This is a genomic window from Priestia sp. FSL H7-0729, assembly GCF_038005685.1.
GTDB lineage: Bacteria > Bacillota > Bacilli > Paenibacillales > Paenibacillaceae > Paenibacillus.
In genome coordinates, this window is the sequence record NZ_JBBOTQ010000002.1 from 101,673 (window position 1) to 118,586 (window position 16,914).

The 16,914-nt window shown below is 46.2% G+C and carries 17 protein-coding genes; 14 read left to right on the forward strand and 3 right to left on the reverse strand.

Annotation, left to right across the window (positions count from 1 at the left end; translation table 11 throughout):
• Positions 1 to 47 precede the first annotated feature (47 nt).
• The 12 genes from MHH93_RS06740 to MHH93_RS06795 all read left to right on the forward strand — a co-directional run bounded on the left by MHH93_RS06740 (position 48) and on the right by MHH93_RS06795 (position 12,582).
• Positions 48 to 911 (forward strand): DUF6612 family protein, encoded by an 864-nt coding sequence (locus MHH93_RS06740; RefSeq protein ID WP_500053402.1) that lies wholly within the window; start codon positions 48 to 50, stop codon positions 909 to 911.
• Between the two features lie 210 nt (positions 912 to 1,121).
• Positions 1,122 to 1,505, forward strand: a complete 384-nt coding sequence (locus tag MHH93_RS06745; RefSeq protein WP_440387504.1) for a VOC family protein — start codon at positions 1,122 to 1,124, stop codon at positions 1,503 to 1,505.
• A 160-nt stretch (positions 1,506 to 1,665) separates the two neighbouring features.
• Positions 1,666 to 2,883, forward strand: a complete 1,218-nt coding sequence (locus MHH93_RS06750; RefSeq protein WP_500053403.1) for a nucleotide-binding protein — start codon at positions 1,666 to 1,668, stop codon at positions 2,881 to 2,883.
• Positions 2,880 to 4,184 carry a TadA family conjugal transfer-associated ATPase gene (locus MHH93_RS06755; protein WP_500053404.1) on the forward strand — a complete coding sequence of 435 codons (1,305 nt, stop codon included), beginning with the start codon at positions 2,880 to 2,882 and terminating at the stop codon, positions 4,182 to 4,184. The genes MHH93_RS06750 and MHH93_RS06755 overlap by 4 nt, the downstream gene beginning before the upstream one ends.
• Positions 4,185 to 4,224: 40 nt before the next feature.
• Complete coding sequence (locus MHH93_RS06760; protein WP_500053756.1) at positions 4,225 to 4,968, forward strand: type II secretion system F family protein; 744 nt, start codon at positions 4,225 to 4,227, stop codon at positions 4,966 to 4,968.
• Between the two features lie 12 nt (positions 4,969 to 4,980).
• Complete coding sequence (locus MHH93_RS06765) at positions 4,981 to 5,850, forward strand: type II secretion system F family protein (RefSeq protein ID WP_500053405.1); 870 nt, start codon at positions 4,981 to 4,983, stop codon at positions 5,848 to 5,850.
• An 11-nt stretch (positions 5,851 to 5,861) separates the two neighbouring features.
• Complete coding sequence (locus tag MHH93_RS06770; RefSeq protein WP_500053406.1) at positions 5,862 to 6,053, forward strand: Flp1 family type IVb pilin; 192 nt, start codon at positions 5,862 to 5,864, stop codon at positions 6,051 to 6,053.
• Positions 6,034 to 6,711, forward strand: a complete 678-nt coding sequence (locus MHH93_RS06775) for a TadE/TadG family type IV pilus assembly protein (RefSeq protein ID WP_500053407.1) — start codon at positions 6,034 to 6,036, stop codon at positions 6,709 to 6,711. The genes MHH93_RS06770 and MHH93_RS06775 overlap by 20 nt, the downstream gene beginning before the upstream one ends.
• A complete protein-coding gene (locus MHH93_RS06780; protein ID WP_500053408.1) occupies positions 6,692 to 8,920 on the forward strand; it encodes a hypothetical protein in 2,229 nt (742 codons plus the stop codon). Before MHH93_RS06775 ends, MHH93_RS06780 begins: the two co-directional genes overlap by 20 nt.
• A gap of 29 nt (positions 8,921 to 8,949) precedes the next feature.
• A complete protein-coding gene (locus MHH93_RS06785; protein WP_500053757.1) occupies positions 8,950 to 9,981 on the forward strand; it encodes a pilus assembly protein in 1,032 nt (343 codons plus the stop codon).
• 11 nt (positions 9,982 to 9,992) lie between these two features.
• Positions 9,993 to 10,508 carry an A24 family peptidase gene (locus MHH93_RS06790; protein WP_500053758.1) on the forward strand — a complete coding sequence of 172 codons (516 nt, stop codon included), beginning with the start codon at positions 9,993 to 9,995 and terminating at the stop codon, positions 10,506 to 10,508.
• Positions 10,509 to 10,806: 298 nt separating this feature from the next.
• Positions 10,807 to 12,582 (forward strand): DUF6382 domain-containing protein, encoded by a 1,776-nt coding sequence (locus tag MHH93_RS06795; protein WP_500053409.1) that lies wholly within the window; start codon positions 10,807 to 10,809, stop codon positions 12,580 to 12,582.
• 26 nt (positions 12,583 to 12,608) lie between these two features.
• On the opposite strand, the gene MHH93_RS06800 is transcribed toward MHH93_RS06795, so the two are convergent.
• Positions 12,609 to 13,520 (reverse strand): TIGR01777 family oxidoreductase, encoded by a 912-nt coding sequence (locus MHH93_RS06800; protein WP_500053410.1) that lies wholly within the window; start codon positions 13,518 to 13,520, stop codon positions 12,609 to 12,611.
• Between the two features lie 156 nt (positions 13,521 to 13,676).
• Complete coding sequence (locus MHH93_RS06805; protein WP_176872741.1) at positions 13,677 to 14,144, reverse strand: DUF2621 domain-containing protein; 468 nt, start codon at positions 14,142 to 14,144, stop codon at positions 13,677 to 13,679.
• A gap of 170 nt (positions 14,145 to 14,314) precedes the next feature.
• On the opposite strand from MHH93_RS06805, the gene MHH93_RS06810 reads away from it, so the two are divergent.
• Together MHH93_RS06810 and purU are read left to right on the forward strand one after the other, a co-directional pair.
• Positions 14,315 to 15,421: a deoxyribonuclease IV gene (locus tag MHH93_RS06810; RefSeq protein ID WP_500053411.1), complete on the forward strand. Its 1,107-nt coding sequence runs from the start codon at positions 14,315 to 14,317 to the stop codon at positions 15,419 to 15,421.
• Positions 15,422 to 15,463: 42 nt separating this feature from the next.
• Positions 15,464 to 16,357 carry a formyltetrahydrofolate deformylase gene (purU, locus tag MHH93_RS06815; RefSeq protein ID WP_500053412.1) on the forward strand — a complete coding sequence of 298 codons (894 nt, stop codon included), beginning with the start codon at positions 15,464 to 15,466 and terminating at the stop codon, positions 16,355 to 16,357.
• A gap of 73 nt (positions 16,358 to 16,430) precedes the next feature.
• Here the strand turns inward: purU and MHH93_RS06820 are convergent, their stop codons facing one another.
• A complete protein-coding gene (locus MHH93_RS06820; RefSeq protein WP_500053413.1) occupies positions 16,431 to 16,907 on the reverse strand; it encodes a hypothetical protein in 477 nt (158 codons plus the stop codon).
• Between the last annotated feature and the right edge of the window lie 7 nt (positions 16,908 to 16,914).

The following is a 16,914-nucleotide window of genomic DNA, read 5'->3' on the forward strand; positions in this document are numbered from 1 at the left end:
AATTGGGTAATGACTACAGATCATATCTATTTTGGGAGGACAATAACTTGAAGAAGTGGACTACATTATTTATCGGGGCATTATTAGCAGTAAGCTTGGCAGCATGCGGTAACGACACAGATAACACGGCAACGCCGCCAGCGACGAACAACGAAACGACGAACGAAGGGAATACACCTGCAGAGCAGCAGACAAAAATCCCTACCTTGGACGAGCTAATTACCAAAACCAATGCAGCAACGAAAGAAATGAAAAGCTTCAGAACTGAAGCAAACATTGATCAGAATCTGAAACTGGATGCTGGTGAACAGTCCCAGGATCAACAGGTTAAAACATCGCTCAAGATGGATATTATCAAGGATCCAATGATGATCTATCAAGAGATGAATATGGAAATGTCGGGACAGGAAGCTCAAAATGTGAAGCAGTATATCACTTCGGATAAAATCTACTCCCAAGTTGGGGATCAATGGGTCACGATTCCTGAAAATCAAACTGCTGCATTGATTGAGCAGATGAAAGCAAGCATGAATCCTGAAGGCGAATTAGAGCAATTCAAAAAGATCGAAGAAGATACTGAAGTAACCGAAGAAGGCGACAATTATGTAATTAACGCTGACGTATCCGGTGATAACGTGAAAGAACTGGCCAAAGCCGTAATGGAGCAAAATGGATCGGATGCTCAGATGCAAGCCATGCTTGATCAGATGAATATCACGAGTATGAAGATGAAATACATGATCAACAAAGAAACTTACTTGCCTGCAAGTACAGATGTAGCCATGGTCATGGAGATGGAACAGAATGGACAGAAAATGACGATGGACATGAAGATGAACAGTACATTTTCTAACCAGGATAAAGTGGAAGAGATCAAGATTCCACAAGAAGCATTGGATAGCGCAAAATAATATGGTAATGCCAAGTGATATGTTGAAGATGAACTCAATGCTCTAAGCGAGCATCAATGCATATCGATTGCAGCACCTCTGAACTGGATCTGTGTGAGCCGTAAGGCTTAGCGGATCAGAGTCAGGGGTGTTTTCTTTTTAGCGGAGATTATGGTCAGGGTCCAAGGTGTTATAGTATAGTCATGTATAATTAGAGAGGGGATATACAAGATGATTGAATACGCACACATCCACCATGTTAGTCTGGCTGTACGTGACCTGGAAATCGCGAAAAAATTCTATTCGGGGTTACTGGGAATGCAGGAGATTGAACGTCCGGCTTTCCGCTCCACAGGTACATGGTATGCCATCGGCAGCCAGCAGCTTCATCTGTTACAGCACCCAGAGGGTCACACGCTGCGTGAGGCTGGGATTGATACAACAGACGGCCACTTTGCAATCTGGGTGACCAGTTATTCTGGGACTATTGCTTGGTTGGAACAGCAGGGAATTGAGTACGAAGCAAGACCCGATAGTGTAGCGGGCTTTGCGCAGATTTTTGTACTTGATCCTGATCGTAACATTATTGAGTTTGATTCACCCTATGAATCCTAAGGATGAAGGGTTAGAATAAATCCCTTGCTCCCCCAGAAATTGTATGCTATATTATCCATACATTCATAGCACGTGACGGAAGCACCGTCCATATACTGCATATTCATGCGGTTATTGGGCGGTGCTTTTTTGTGCTTTTTGACAGGGAGGGAAGGGGAATTTGATTGTACTGAAGGTTGTTCTGGTTTCAAAGGATAGAGATTACATTAGCGCATGGCTGGATTATGTGCAGGGGAGTTCGTCTGGTCTTCATGTGCGTTTCACGGCATTCTCCCTGGGGGATTCCTTCAGGGAGCATATGAATGAGCAAGAAGGTAGGGAATTTCCGGATCTGGTTATTGCGGAACCGGAGTTTCTGAATGACTGGCTGAATAACGGGGGAGAAGGATCAGGTGTACCTTGGCTGATGCTTAGTGAAGGAATGGAAGAGGTGGATGAGGCCAAGCGGCTGATGAAATATCAACCTCTGCCTGCTTTGCTGGATGCTGTGATTCATGCCTGCCGGCAGCCACGCCGCAAGAAGGTGCACCATCCGGGACAAGAAACTCTCTCCATCGGTGTAGTATCTGCTTCGGGTGGAAGTGGCAAAACGGCGGTAGCCCTGCATATGGCGAAGCAACTGGGACTCGCAGGATATGCTGTTCTTTATCTGAATCTGGAGACGCTGGACAGTACGCTCCCTTTTCTGGAAAAGGGACTAACTAGAAATGGGCAGCGCCAGCCGGATGCGGAGACGGGATTGTCACGCCTGTTATACGATCTGAAGGTGGGCAGAAAGGAATCCGGCAAGCAGTTACAGGCACTATCAAAAGGCGTGGATGGATATGTGGTCCGGCATGAAGCACTGAAAGCCGATGTGTTCTGGCCATTATCGAATCGGAAAGAATTGTTGCAAATGACTCGTGAGGATACGGTGAATCTGCTTCGTTATTTATCCGATAGCGGACAGTATGACATGCTCATTCTGGATGGGGACTCCGGTTGGGATGGGCGCAGTGAAGGGGTGCTGGATGTAGCGGATGCTTTTGTCTGGTTGGTTGAGGATGATATATCTGCCATGCATCGATGGGGACAATGGTTGCAGCATGCTGAAAGAACAAAGCCAGAGGTATATGAAAGTATGATGGACCGATCACGCTTTGTAGTTAACAAATATCGGGAAAATGTTATCAATGCACTCCCACGCCCTGATCTGCATCTGGATGCAGTGTTGCCCTATATCCCTTCTTGGAAACAACTGAGTCAGGAGGAAGTCCTGCTTAGTTCACCGATCTTCCAACGTGAAGTGAAGAGATTATGTGCCATGCTGGTACAAGATGGCGAAGAAGAATTGAAGCAAACGGGGCGAATTCAGAAGCAAGATCGGTGGGCACTATGACGGATTCAACCCATAGAATACTGGATCGTGAAGAACAGTTTCAGATGATGCGCAGGGAAGTCAGGGCTGGGCTCGATTTAACCTCTTCAGCAGGAGATGATGAACTGTGGCTGGGGATAGAACGCAAAGTTCTCACCGACCCGAAGCTGGATGAATTGACCTCAGGAGAGCGTCATACGCTGGTACAGCGGTTGTTTGACTCCTTTCGTGGATTGGATATTTTGCAGCCGCTCGTGGATCATCCCGATATTACCGAGATTATGATTAATAGTCACAAGGAAATATTTGTGGAGCAGGAAGGTGAAGTCAGTCAGATCAGCCTTGAATTTGAGTCCCGGGAACGGCTCGAGGATATTATCCAGATGATTGTGTCCGGGGTAAACCGGATTGTGAATGAGTCTTCTCCAATCGTAGATGCCCGTCTAAAGGATGGTTCACGGGTCAATATCGTGTTGCCACCTATTGCCTTGAAAGGCCCCACGATGACGATTCGTAAATTCCCCAGTGAACCGATGAAGATGTCCGATCTGATTGAAAAGGGAGCTCTGCATGAAGAAGCGGCAGAATTATTACAGCAGTTGGTACGGAGTAAATACAACATCTTTATTGGAGGTGGAACCGGATCGGGAAAAACGACCTTTCTGAACGCATTATCACAGTTCATCCCTGCCGATGAGCGGATTATTACTATTGAGGATTCGGCTGAGTTACAGATTGTTACGGTACCGAATCTGGTATCACTGGAAACGCGGAATGCTAATACCGAAGGCAAGGGACAGATATCCATTCGTGATCTGATCAAGTCTTCCTTACGGATGCGTCCGAATCGGATTGTGATTGGTGAGGTAAGGGGCGCAGAAGCGCTGGATATGTTACAAGCCATGAACACAGGTCATGATGGGAGCTTATCAACAGGGCATGCGAATACCATCTCGGACATGATCAGCAGACTGGAAACGATGGTGCTCAGCGGTGCGGATCTTCCCATTGCGGTTGTAAGGCAGCAGATTAGTTCAGCAATCGATATTTTTGTACATCTGTCCCGGCTAAGAGATCGCTCACGGCGGGTGACAGAGATTAGTGAAGTGATTGGCATGCAGAACGGTGAGGTTATGCTGAATCCACTATTTCGTTTCCAGGAACAAGAAGAGCGTGAAGGTAAAATTATAGGTGGACTAATGCAGGTTGGAACGTTGATTCAGGTGGATAAAATTCAGATGGCTGGGCTCGGGGAATGGCTGGATGGATACATAGAACAATATAGTGTTGGAATAAATTCATCAGATAACAACGTGAATTAAAGTCATTGGAAGGTGATTACTGTTGGGTGAAGCCAGACAGATGTTGACGGATTACACCGTATATACGCTTTCCCGGAGACAACGAATGGTCTGTATGCTGATTAGTGGTCTGCTGTTTTTTGGTATCGGAATTCTGTTCTACCATCACTGGTTGGCTGGAGCGATCCTGGCTGCGGGCTGCATATGGGTCCCAAAACATTGGACTAAAGTGCTGTTAGAACGAAAAAGAATGACACTCAGTTTACATTTTAAGCAAGCATTATATGCATTGTCTTCGGCACTTGCCGCCGGAAAATCGGTGGAAAATGGATTCAAGGAATCCGTGGAGGATCTGCGGATGTTGAACCCGGAAGCGGATACCGATCTGATTCGTGAGTTCACAATATTGCGAACTCGGATGGAGTATGGACAACCGATCGAAGAGGCACTACAGGATTTCTCGGATCGGGCGCAGATTGAGGACATTACGAATTTTGCAGACGTGTTCATTACTTGTAAACGAACGGGCGGGGATCTGGTTGAAGTCGTGCGCCGTACATCTGCGGTGATTGGTGAGAAGCTGGATATTCAGCAGGATATTATGGTCGCAGTGGCACAGAAGAAATTTGAATCCAAGGTGATGTTTGCTGCCCCTTTTATTTTTCTGATTTTTCTGAATCTGACCGCCAAGGACTTTATGGAGCCGTTATACAGCGGGATGGGATATCTAATCTCTACTGGTGCACTTGCAGTGTTGGCCTGCTGTTATCTGTGGGTTACTCGCATTATGGATATCAAAGTATAAGGAGCTGAAACGATGCTGCTTCCCGTTATAGTCGCAGGGATGTTTGGAGCGGGATGGCTGGTACTGGATCGAACCCGGGGACAGACCTATCGGCATCTGCGCAAACTGGATATGGAAGGATTACGACTGAAAAAATTGCATGGACCATTCCTGTTCATACTGGACAAGTTCGAGATTGGACGCAGATTGCCTGTGCTCATGTTTCGGATGCAACATGCCATTCAGAAAATGTATGGCATACAGCACAGTGGGGAGAAAACGATGCTCTATTGCGCTGAGATGTTAACCTACACGTGGCTTATGTTACTGGTAGGTTGTCTGTTAACACTTGCCGGAGATATGGGCATCGGAGGTATGGTGGGTGGACTGGCGTTAGGAATAGCTTTACCTTTTGCACTCTATAAAGACCTCAATACCAAGGTCCAGCGGAGAGATCAGGACATCCTTATGGAGCTGCCCGAGTTACTTAACCGAATTGTTCTGTTAGTGGGCGCCGGGGAGACCGTCCAGCGTGCCATCGTTCACTGTGTTACAAGTCAAGGAGAACGGGATCATCCGTTGTACAACGAACTCAGAAAGACCGTAGGAGATTGGAATAATGGGTACTCGTTTCAACAATCCTTTGAACAGTTCAGCCGCCGCTGCGGTGTACAGGAAGTGACGATCTTTACAACAACGGTGCTGCTGAATTTCCGGCGTGGGGGAGGTGACTTTGTATTGGCGCTGCGGGATCTGTCACATGTGTTGTGGGAGAAACGTAAGGCTGTCAGTCGGGCGAAGGGAGAACAGGCTTCTTCCAAACTGGTATTTCCGATGGTACTTATCTTTTTTACGATTGTGGTGATGATCGGGACACCTGCTTTTATGATGATGAATATGTAGGAGGAATTGGGATGATGGAAGTATTGAAGAATAAGGTCAACGCATTTTGGAAGGAAGAGGACGGACTTGGCACGTTGGAGCTGATTCTGATCATTGGAGTTATTATCATTATTGCTCTGTTATTCAGGAAGGAAATTGAACGTATAGTCACGGGTCTTCTTAACAAGGTGGACACAAAAAGTAATGAATTTTTCCCGGGTTAACAGGTTGAAGAAGGAAGAAGGGAGCTTCACCGTTGAAGCCTCCCTGATCTTCCCTGTCGTGCTGTTTATTCTTGTGTTATTGCTCTTTTTTACCATGTACATGTATCAAAAGACATTCCTGAATCAACATGCTTATGCAGCTTCCGAACGTGCAGCTTATAGCTGGGACAACAGTCACAAACAGGCGATGACAGGTGAATTTGTCGCTGGAGAACATGACAATCTGTACTGGAGACTGACGGATGATCGTATGCTTGGAGCGCTGTTTGGCTGGGCGGGAGCGGATAATCAGGTTAGCGTATCTGTACCTGCTGGTGAAGGGGGAAGTCTCTCAGAACAGAAATTAGCACAAGGGGTGCAACATATGCCCTCAGCCATGAAAGGAACGATTGAGTATCAGAATTTTCTGATTCAGCGGAAAGTAACAACCAAGCTGGAACAAGTAATTTCCTTGCCTCTTCCTTCTTTTTTGTTCGATTCAGGTAACCGTGTTCTAACTCAAGGATCATCTGCAGTTGTAGAACCGGTTGAATTCATTCGAACGGTAGATTTGATCCGTTATTATGCAGCCAAGTTTAAAGGCAAAGGCGGAGAAGCCTCGAGTACTGCCGCGGAAGCAGGACAGGTTGTGCAGCATTTTGGCAAAAGCAAAAAGTGAGAAAAGGAGGAGGGCGGATCTGTTTAGAAAAAAAGACGGTGAGTTGGGAGCCGTAACCCTTTTTTTAATATTAATCTTGGCCGGAGTTTATATGTTTGTCGCTATATTTATTGATTATGCTCGTATAGCGGCATTCAAGGTGCAGACTGAACGAATGACTCATGCCGCGATGCGATCCGTCATGTCAGCCTATGACACTTCACTCCGGGAGTATGGTTTATTCGGATATGGCGACAGCAGTGGCGATGCGATTATGGCAAAAGTGCTGAATGATAGTGTGAAGCCTTCATCCGTAAAAGATGGATTCCCCATTCTGGATATCCAGTGGGATACTACTTCGCTGAGCATGGAGCGTGAACTGGGCAGATACGATATATTTAATCGCCAGATTCAGGAGGATATGAAGTATCGGGCTCCGGTTGATTTTACCCTTGAAGTGATCAATCGGTTCAAACCGATGTCGGATGAGATGAAGGAAGCCGCGCACACGGTAGACTTGCTGAAGAAATTACAAAAGTTATATGACAAACGTGAAGAGTTGTTGGATGAGGCCATTGCCAATCAGATGGAATCGGCAGAGAAACTGAAGAACCTTCCGAAGTTGATCATGGACCCGCCTTCACAGGCTATCTACGATGAGATGCTGGAAGATACACCTGAGACGGCTGCCGAGGCAGCGACACGTTATGCGGATTATCTGAACAAGCAAAGGGCAGATGAGGGACTGCCGTTCAGAGAGCAACAATACATATTGGAACTGGCTCGTTATCTGACGGGTGTTGGGAATGTGGTGACTGGCATCAGCATGATCATACAGCCCGCTTTACAAGCCCACCAAACGAAGCTGGAGGAAGCACAGTCCAAGATCGAGGAAGCGCGCAAGATCAATGAGGAAATGAAACGTGTGATCGCGGAGGGGGAGAACCGTTCGGAGAATGCCAGTTACGACAACGTGGGCAATTCGAATCTGCCTGGAACGAGTCCTGCATCTACAGGATCAGGCACTGAAGCCAAAAGTACACGGTCTCTTGCTTCGGAGCTTGTGAGGGCAGATAGCCTGTTTGATCAGTTGAAGGCACGAGTGGTTTCCCAGAATGCGGACTTCTCTAACGTTAGAAGAGACAACATGGAATTGAATACACAGCTTCGCAGTGTCACGGGTATGAGCGGTGTTCCGATTAAATCTGCGGTCAGGCAGGCAAGTCAGGTAACGGAACGATATATGGACACCTACGTGCGCAGCGGTCCTGCCAATCTCATCCAACAGAGTAAGCAACAGCTGGAGAGTGGTCGTGGGTCGGATGCCCAGCGCAAAGCAAATGACAAAGAATCCAAAGGGAAATTGAAGGAAGTCAAACGAATCTTGTCACAGATTCAGAATGGAAGTTCAGGTTCCATGGACGCTTTCAAACAGCTGGAGGAATATTACAACGCTAACATTGCGTTTAACGAGGCTAGTGGTGAAGAAGCCAAAAAAGCAGAGATTGCCGGTGATCCCTATGATTCTGGTGGCGATGCCATGAAGGGAATGGACAGTTTGTTTGGCGGGATGTCAGGTCTGCTGGATAACCTAGGTGACGAATTGTACCAGAATGAATACGCTCTAGCCTATTTCAATTCCATGGATTTTGGTCAGCTATTTACCTGGACTGAAGGTGGTGGAGATGCTGGTGATGTCTTCAAACTGGAAAATCAGGAACTGGAGTATATCGTTTACGGATTTCATAATCCTTCGGGTAATATCGCTGCGGCATATGCGGAAATCTTCGGGATGCGTCTGGCTATTCGAACCGCAGAAGGATTAATCGAGCACAGCAAGTTGGGGAATCCACTTTTGGTGCTATCGGCAGCCATTTTATACGGAATTACAAACGCTATTGCGGATATGGTGAAACTCGCAAAAGAGGGCAGTGTAGAATTGTCCAAATATATCAAAGTCAAATTGACGTACAGGGATCATCTTCGATTGTTCCTCTTGATGCACAGCAACAATGAACGCAAAATGTCCAGAATGCTGGCGTTAATTCGATTGAATACGGGTGTGAACCCAGATGAGAAACAGACATATGCTTCGGGTAACATGCGCAGCAGCATCAAGCTGTGGTTTTTGCCAGGGGTGGTTAGAAGCATCGGTGCAGTTATGGGGAGTGCGGACCAGGTTGAAGATGGGCGATTTTTCATTGAGCGGAAGGCGGATTATTCCTATTGAATGATCGGGATCGTTTCGGTGGAGGGATTATGGATAAGCAGCAACAATATGAAAAAGAAAGCGCACAATTACAGATTCTTTTAACCAGAATTATCAGATTGCAACGTTTGAAGTCTCTGAATAAGCAGGTATGTTCTGCGAAAAAGGAACAGGGCAGCATGGTTCTGGAAGCATCACTGGTCTTACCTGTTTTTCTGTTCTTTATCATGTTTCTCATCTTCATTGTGCAAATGACATTAATCTCCACAGCGCTACAGAGTACGGCAGGGGAAGCGGTGAAGCAGTTATCAACGAAAATATATCCCGTTTCCCTTGCATTCACACCTTCTGATTCTGCCGGAGGTGAAGGCTCTGGAGGAGGATGGAAGATACCGGAGTTATCTCTGACGGAATGGGCAGAAGGTTATGCTTCTTCTTTGCCCGAGCCATTAAGTGATTGGGTACGTTCAGCAGCGGCCAGTGGTGAACAACCACTACAGGAGATCAAGACATCCGTCTTGGAAACCGTACTTGATCCCACGGTAAAACCGCTGCTTCAACCATTTATCGAGCCAACTCTGCTGAATATGGAGCGTGTTCATGTGAATGGTATTTCGATACCTGATCTCAAAAACAAAACAAATCCATATTTCCGACTTGAACTGAGTTACGAATTGCCGGTAAAAGTCCCATTTCTTAGTAAACCACTTCGGATACAGGCTGCTGCGGCAGAACGGCTATGGATTGGAGATACCGGAGAAGGATCCGACGGCAGTGCAGGAGACGGGGATACTGCAGGATCAGCAACGGTACTTTTGAAGCCTGACCCGGCTTACATAGGTAACAATGCAACGATCAAGGTGAAGGTAGAACCAGGAGCGACCGCCAACTTAACGATATTTTACAAGTCAGGTGAAAGTTCTGCAAAGCACATCGGTTGGGCGACCGCAGATGAGAATGGAATTATTGAATGGACCTGGTTTGTTGGCACTCGGACAACAGAAGGAACATGGAGTTTTGTAGTTGAGACAGGGGACGGTGCCAAGACGGAGACTACGTTTAACGTGGCCTCCAGAAAATAAGTGAGGAGATGATGGAGGTGGAGTGGTTCTACATTGCCTGTGGCATGTACGTTATTGCAGCTTTTATTACAGATATTCGTTCCATGAAAATTCCCAATCGATTAACTTTACCCGTGACTATTGCAGGTGTATTGGCTCATATCTTATGGGGAGGTTGGGATGGTTTCTTGTTCTCGGCCACTGGGTTTGCAGCTGGATTTGGTATTTTGTTTCTGATGTATGCGATTGGTGCAGTAGGGGCAGGAGATGTGAAATTGTTTGGTGGGATTGGCGCATGGACGGGATTTGCTTTTGGCATTCATGTGATTATTTACTCTGTTTTGTATGCGGGAGCCATTGGTCTAGTGATACTTCTATTCCGCAAGGACTCAGCCAAACGGATTCGAGGCATGGCAGGCAATCTTGCCGGTTTCTTCATGCTGGGTTCGCTCAAGTTGCTGAACACAGAGAAGACATTAAAGTTTCCATTTATGCTTGCCGTATTGCCCGGGTATATCACGGTGCTTATTTCAGGACTTTTCCCTTGAATGAAGGAGTAAAGAAGTTTTGAGAGTAACAGTGATAGAAGATGGCACTACAATTGGAGTGGCAGAGTGTAACATATTATAACTCAACTTATATCAACTAAACTTTTTACACATGAACGGAGAGGACGGAAAAAACCTGAAGAAGCGTAGCGCTCGCCTTTATCCCCGGATTTCTCCCTTATAGAAGGGAATCAAGAAATCTGGGGATAACAGTGATCGGAAGGTTGTTCCGTCATCGTAGTGCCCAGTGTAACTTTCTTTAGTTGATCCTATATAACAATGGAAAGAGAGGATTGGCATGTATGGATTAACGAGAGATTTTATTCGTAACGGCGGAGCGTTCATGGTTTTGGAGAAAGAGGAAGGCTTACGAATGGAGGAATTGAGCCGTGTACAAATGGGAATGTTGTCCTCCAATCAGATTCCGCGGCTTCTTCCTGTCCATATTCGGGAGGTAGATCGAAATGTAACTTTGCAGTATGACATATCAGGGTACAAGATGTTATCCCAGATGTTAAAGTCAAGCAAAATCAAGTTGCGTGTTCTATATGGTCTGTTGTTCCAGCTAGCCGATGCCTTCACGGAATGTCGACAATATATGCTGGAGCCTCGTAAATTATTGATTCAGGAGGAGTACTTGTTCATCAACGGTTCATTCGAACAGGGTGAGCTTGGGATGGTCTATGTACCAATCATGGATACGGTTGAAGTTGACTCAACGCCTCAGCAATTCCGTGAGCTGGTAATTAGGCTGATGGCCCATGTACAGGAACTGCAGGGAGAAGGCATTCAGCGTGTTCTACAGTTGTGTGACAACGAACGTTGGGATATCAGACAGTTGCGAGAGCTCCTGCTGGAATTATACGCAGACGAACAAGACAGTGGAGGTGGCGCAGCATTTCTCTCGTCCAGAACGTCGGAAACACTCGATGAGTCAAGAGGTAATCTGCATTCGTCGATTTCTGAGCGGGATAGCAGACAAGCTATTAGTAATAATCGGCCATATCAACCGAGTGTTCCCATTCACAACGTTGCTGTGGAGCCTGGGCCAAATTTTCGTCAGACGCAGAAAACAAGTGAATCCGCAGTAGAAGACATTCCGGTGAGATCTCGAACCTTTTCAGGCAGGCGCTCACCTGAGCATTCTTCATTAGAAAGCTCAAACAACATGGATAAGAGACGAAGTAACCCGTATGATTCTGATTCGATAGAGCCTGTTGATAAGGAAGTGGAGGAAAAGCCCGGAACTTCCAAAGTAACCTATATCATATTGGGCTGCATGGTTGCCATGGCATTGGTATGGAGATTTATTTACATGGAGCAACCGGGACAGACGCAGATGATCCTGTGCATGGTACTAAGCCTTGGCTTGCTTGGTGTAGCAGGATGGACGTGGAAGCGTAAGGAAAGTCCTCATGAAGACTCAGAGAATAAGCAGTCTTTTTCATTCAATTTCGGTAAGCATAAAGGGAAGAAAACGGAAGATGAAGAGGAACCATTTCAGGAAAGTTGGCGCTGGAATACAACTGATAGGAAGGAGGAACGTGTAAAACAAGTGACTGAATCGGTTTTAGAAGAAAGTGCGCATTCCCGTTATCAACCTCTGCATATGACTCATGAACCTTCTGAACCACCGTTCGTTCAGCACCATGTTGAAACGGTAGCTTCAACTTCAGAGCTAATCCCACATGATACAGTTGCGGAAGCAACCGTGAACTTGCAGAATCTGACTAAAGGTAACTTTACAGGGGAAGGCCCAGGGATGGCTTTTTATTATCTTGAACGAAGATCCGGCAGTGGTAGCCAAAATGAACGGATGGATGTGCAAGGAGCATCTTTTGTCATCGGAAGATCAGCAGACATGGTTCAGTGGGTGGACACAGCGACCGGGGTGTCCCGTGCTCATGTGGAATTGAGCCGGAACAAATCGGGCTATGTCATTAAGGATCTGGGTTCCGTCAATGGAACCATTCTTCAGGGCAATATTCTTGCTCCGTATAAGGAGTATCCATTGGCGGATGGAGACACATTTACACTTGCGGAATCAGTTTACACTTATCGGTCGATTGGATAAGCCATGTCATAGTTCTCGTGGTTTAATTAGTCAGATAAACCGCGGTGCTTCAGATCCTCCAGGGCCTCGGTTAAGGTAGGGAAGGTGAATTGGAATCCGTGGTCGAGAGCTTTTTGCGGAATGACTCTTTGCCCTTGAAGCAGAACAACGGATAGTTCACCAACCAAGGTTTTAATTAAGAAACCGGGCACTGGGAACCAGTGTGGACGATGATACACTTTGCCTACTGTACGACCGAATTCATCATTAGTGACAGGGTTCGGTGAGGACGCATTGACCGGACCTGATACTTGTTTATTTTGGATGCTAAAATCAATAAGTCTTACAATATCCATAATGTGAATCCAGCTAGTCCATTGCTTGCCACTGCCAATCTTGCCACCAACACCCAGCATATAAGGGAGCTTCATCAACGGAAAAGCCCCTTTTTTATGTCCAAGAACCAAACTCACCCGGATCTTAACAAGCCGTACATTTTTGATTGCATCTGCAGCAACTTCCCATTGTTCCGAGACCCGGGACGGGAAGTTCATTGATTTTTGCGGACTGCTCTCGTCAAAGGTTTCGTTAGGGGAGGTTCCATAGATGGCCATGGCAGAAGCCTGAACCACCACTTCCGGCTTTTGTTCCAGGGATTCTACCAATCTGGCTACCCGCGCTACGGTTGTTACTCTGGATTCAACAATCTCCAGTTTCGCTTTAGTTGTCCAACGTTGATTCAACGTTTCTCCGGCAAGGTTAACGAGAGCATCCATACCCTCCAGCAAGTGAGGTTGTTCTTCGACTTGTTCCCACGATATATATGTAAGATTTTTACTTGGATTATGCAAGTCAGGCAGTTTTCGTGTAATAACTTTCACATGGTGTCCGGCTTGCAGCCAGTAATCTACAAGTGCTCCTCCCACAAATCCGGTACCTCCACAAATGGCAATTTTCATATCCAACATCCTCTCTGTTTTTCACTGCCCTGATATACACCCGTGAATCGACAAACAGCCCCGGACGGTAAGCAATGCCTGTTGGGAACGACTTACCTGACGGAGCATATTTGTACATTAACCAAATCTATATATGGCTTAACTCATCTTTGTATTTTATTTAATCAAATGTTGATAAGGGGAGTAATCGATTTTGTTTTTCTCCAAGAATTTTACCAAAAACTTATTATCTCGCTTCGGTGTGGCAATAATGTATCCTTTGATGCAATGATCTCTCGATACTTCCGTGGCGTTGTCTTCAACTGCAATTTTACCGATCTCTGCAGCAATGGAATGTTTGGCGATATCACGAAATGGCCCAGGTACAGGCTCCACAAGTTGATCCAAAAAAGCTTTGGCTTCATCCGTCCATAAGTGACGGCTGGCTTCAACCCAATAATTCTGCCAATCCAGTTTGGACTTACCGTCTGCTTTGGGCAGAACTTTCAAAAACTTGCGCATCATAAAAAAACCACCGATACACATGCTGCCAAGCAATAAAAAAGTCCAGAATGCGATCGTATTCATAAACCAATTGCTGGGAGAACTGCTGGTTAGTATCATCGCGTAGGAGTCGAAAATCATTGCGGAGTCACCTCGGTTCATTGATTTTCACGGAAAGACGGATTCCGCCTACCCATGTTCCACATATTAGCTGCCAAAAATAGTCTCTATCCCGAATTATAGCGCATTTCTAGATTTATTTCGATAATCGCGTTAGAATAAGGGATAATTCAGATTAAGGGGGATCAATAATGCTGAAAATCGGCTCCCACGTGTCCTTTTCGGACAAGGGATTATTGAGTGCAACGAAGGAAGCGTCCTCGTACGGTTCCAGTTCGTTTATGATATATACGGGTGCACCACAGAATACACGTCGTAAGCCAATTGAATCCATGTATATTGAAGAAGGCAAGCTTGCCATGCAAGAGGGTGGAATGGAAGATATCGTTGTCCATGCACCGTACATTATCAATCTGGGCTCATACAAAGACAACACGTATAGACTCGCTGTAGATTTTCTTCAGGAAGAGATCCGTCGTACACATGCGATTGGTGTCAAAAACATCGTATTACATCCCGGCGCATTTACAGACAAAGATGCCCACTATGGGATCGGACGGATCGCAGAGGGGTTGAATGAAGTGCTGGAGGGTGTGAAAGAGACAGATGTGAACATCGCTCTGGAGACCATGGCTGGCAAAGGTACGGAGATGGGGCGCAGTTTCGAAGAAATCGCCCAGATTATTGAGAAAGTAACGTATAACGAGCGCCTGACTGTGTGTATGGATACATGCCACATTCATGATGCCGGATATGATATCGTTAATGATTTTGACGGTGTACTGGAACAATTCGATCGTACGGTGGGACTTGACCGCATTGCCGTAATGCATATTAATGATAGTAAGAATGCTGTGGGTGCGCATAAGGACCGTCATACACCAATTGGCTCTGGCTGGATCGGGTTTGATGCGATTAACCGCATCGTTAACCATGAGAAGCTTCAAGGACGTCCATTTATTCTGGAGACACCTTGGATTGGCAAAGAGGCCAAGACACAGCGTCCAATGTATGAGGTGGAGATTGCGCTGCTTCGTGGGGATGTTGCTGGTCGATTTGGCCAGGAGTTCCTGACAGAAGTAGAACAGTTGCAACACTTTTTCAAAGGTAAAGAGATTGAATCCCGTTCATATATTCTGGATGTGTGGACATTGCTCAAAAATGATGCCAAAGCCAAAAAGGCAGATCCGCGCGAACCGCTGGAGCGCCTCTATGACATGGTGACAGAAGCGGCTTTATTTCCGCATTTGAATGAAGAACAACTGAATCATCGCTTGATTGCATGGCTTGCGGGTTAATCCCGCAGGTCATGGCTTAATTGAAGGAGGAAGAATAACCCGATGGAGATCCACGCTAAACAAGTACGTCCTGATGCTAAAAACCGCGCCGATCGTGCGCGCATGCTCATTTCCTGTCCGGATGGTCCGGGAATTGTTGCTGCCGTATCTCATTTCCTGCACCAGCATGGTGCAAACATTGTTCAGTCAGACCAATACACCATGGACCCTGCTGGCGGCATGTTCTTTATGCGGATTGAGTTTGATCTTCCGCAGTTGCTCCACAACCTGCCGAAACTGGAAGCAGACTTTGCAGAAGTGGCAAACCGTTTCCAGATGGAATGGACGTTATCTGCGGTTAGCCGCAAGAAGAAATTAGCCATCTTTGTATCCAAAGAAGATCATTGTCTGGTTGAATTGTTGTGGCAATGGCAGGCAGGCGACCTGGATGCAGATATTGCGCTTGTGGTCAGCAACCACTTAGACATGAAGGACTATGTAGAATCATTTGGCATTCCATATCATCATATTCCGGTTACAGCAGATACCAAAAAAGAAGCGGAACAGCGTCAACTGGACGTCATCGGCAACGATGTGGATGTGATCATTCTGGCTCGTTACATGCAGATCATCTCTCCAATGTTCATTGAGCACTATCGCAATCGAATCATTAATATCCATCATTCATTCCTGCCGGCCTTTGTGGGTGGTAAACCGTATGCACAAGCGTATAACCGTGGTGTCAAAATCATCGGTGCAACAGCGCACTATGTTACGGAAGAACTGGATGGCGGCCCGATTATTGAACAGGATGTGCAGCGTGTAAGTCATGGGGACGATGTAACCGAGCTGAAGCGTATTGGACGTACCATTGAGCGTGTTGTGCTTGCACGTGCCGTGAAATGGCATGTCGAAGACCGTGTTCTCGTTCATGAGAATAAAACCGTTGTATTTTAAGCTCACGCTTTAATACTGCGCAAGGTTGATTCGGAACCACATAGCAGATTGAGAAAAAAGCGACCCCATTCGTTTACGAACGGTGAGTCGCTTTTTTCGCACTTATATACATTGCGCACAAGCCGAGTACAATACCGAATAACAGATGTCCGATTATCCAGTAGATAATGGCTGTTATATCGTAAAGGTTGGGTACACGTGAAGATAGTTGAGAGAGCGGGATGTAGAGCAGGGACGATCCAGCACCGAGCAAGATTCCGTTGAACATCGAGTGACCTGAATGCCCTACCCACCATAGATAGAAGATGCCAATGAACACGGAAACGACGAGATGCAGAGAGAATTCAATCCATTCGGGAAGGGTTGGCGGAAGTCCAGGTACAAAATCAATATTCAAAAGCAGGGTATATACCTTTTCACCAGTGTAAAACTGAATTGTTTTGAGAAAGAAACCAAGGACAACGCCCGAAACCATACCTGTTAAAATGCCCGGGAACCAGGGTAATGAACGATTTGAGTACCTGGTAGGGGGAGCAGCGGGTACAGACATGATAACA

What these genes read in the sequence shown, in the direction of transcription:
- MHH93_RS06745 (WP_440387504.1), top strand. Translation starts at nt 1,122, where the DNA reads ATGATTGAATACGCACACATCCACCATGTTAGTCTGGCTGTACGTGAC.
- MHH93_RS06755 (WP_500053404.1), top strand. Translation starts at nt 2,880, where the DNA reads ATGACGGATTCAACCCATAGAATACTGGATCGTGAAGAACAGTTTCAG.
- MHH93_RS06760 (WP_500053756.1), top strand. Translation starts at nt 4,225, where the DNA reads ATGTTGACGGATTACACCGTATATACGCTTTCCCGGAGACAACGAATG.
- MHH93_RS06765 (WP_500053405.1), top strand. Translation starts at nt 4,981, where the DNA reads ATGCTGCTTCCCGTTATAGTCGCAGGGATGTTTGGAGCGGGATGGCTG.
- MHH93_RS06770 (WP_500053406.1), top strand. Translation starts at nt 5,862, where the DNA reads ATGATGGAAGTATTGAAGAATAAGGTCAACGCATTTTGGAAGGAAGAG.
- MHH93_RS06775 (WP_500053407.1), top strand. Translation starts at nt 6,034, where the DNA reads ATGAATTTTTCCCGGGTTAACAGGTTGAAGAAGGAAGAAGGGAGCTTC.
- MHH93_RS06785 (WP_500053757.1), top strand. Translation starts at nt 8,950, where the DNA reads ATGGATAAGCAGCAACAATATGAAAAAGAAAGCGCACAATTACAGATT.
- MHH93_RS06790 (WP_500053758.1), top strand. Translation starts at nt 9,993, where the DNA reads ATGGAGGTGGAGTGGTTCTACATTGCCTGTGGCATGTACGTTATTGCA.
- MHH93_RS06795 (WP_500053409.1), top strand. Translation starts at nt 10,807, where the DNA reads ATGTATGGATTAACGAGAGATTTTATTCGTAACGGCGGAGCGTTCATG.
- MHH93_RS06800 (WP_500053410.1), bottom strand. Translation starts at nt 13,520, where the DNA reads ATGAAAATTGCCATTTGTGGAGGTACCGGATTTGTGGGAGGAGCACTT.
- MHH93_RS06805 (WP_176872741.1), bottom strand. Translation starts at nt 14,144, where the DNA reads ATGATTTTCGACTCCTACGCGATGATACTAACCAGCAGTTCTCCCAGC.
- MHH93_RS06810 (WP_500053411.1), top strand. Translation starts at nt 14,315, where the DNA reads ATGCTGAAAATCGGCTCCCACGTGTCCTTTTCGGACAAGGGATTATTG.
- purU (WP_500053412.1), top strand. Translation starts at nt 15,464, where the DNA reads ATGGAGATCCACGCTAAACAAGTACGTCCTGATGCTAAAAACCGCGCC.
- MHH93_RS06820 (WP_500053413.1), bottom strand. Translation starts at nt 16,907, where the DNA reads ATGTCTGTACCCGCTGCTCCCCCTACCAGGTACTCAAATCGTTCATTA.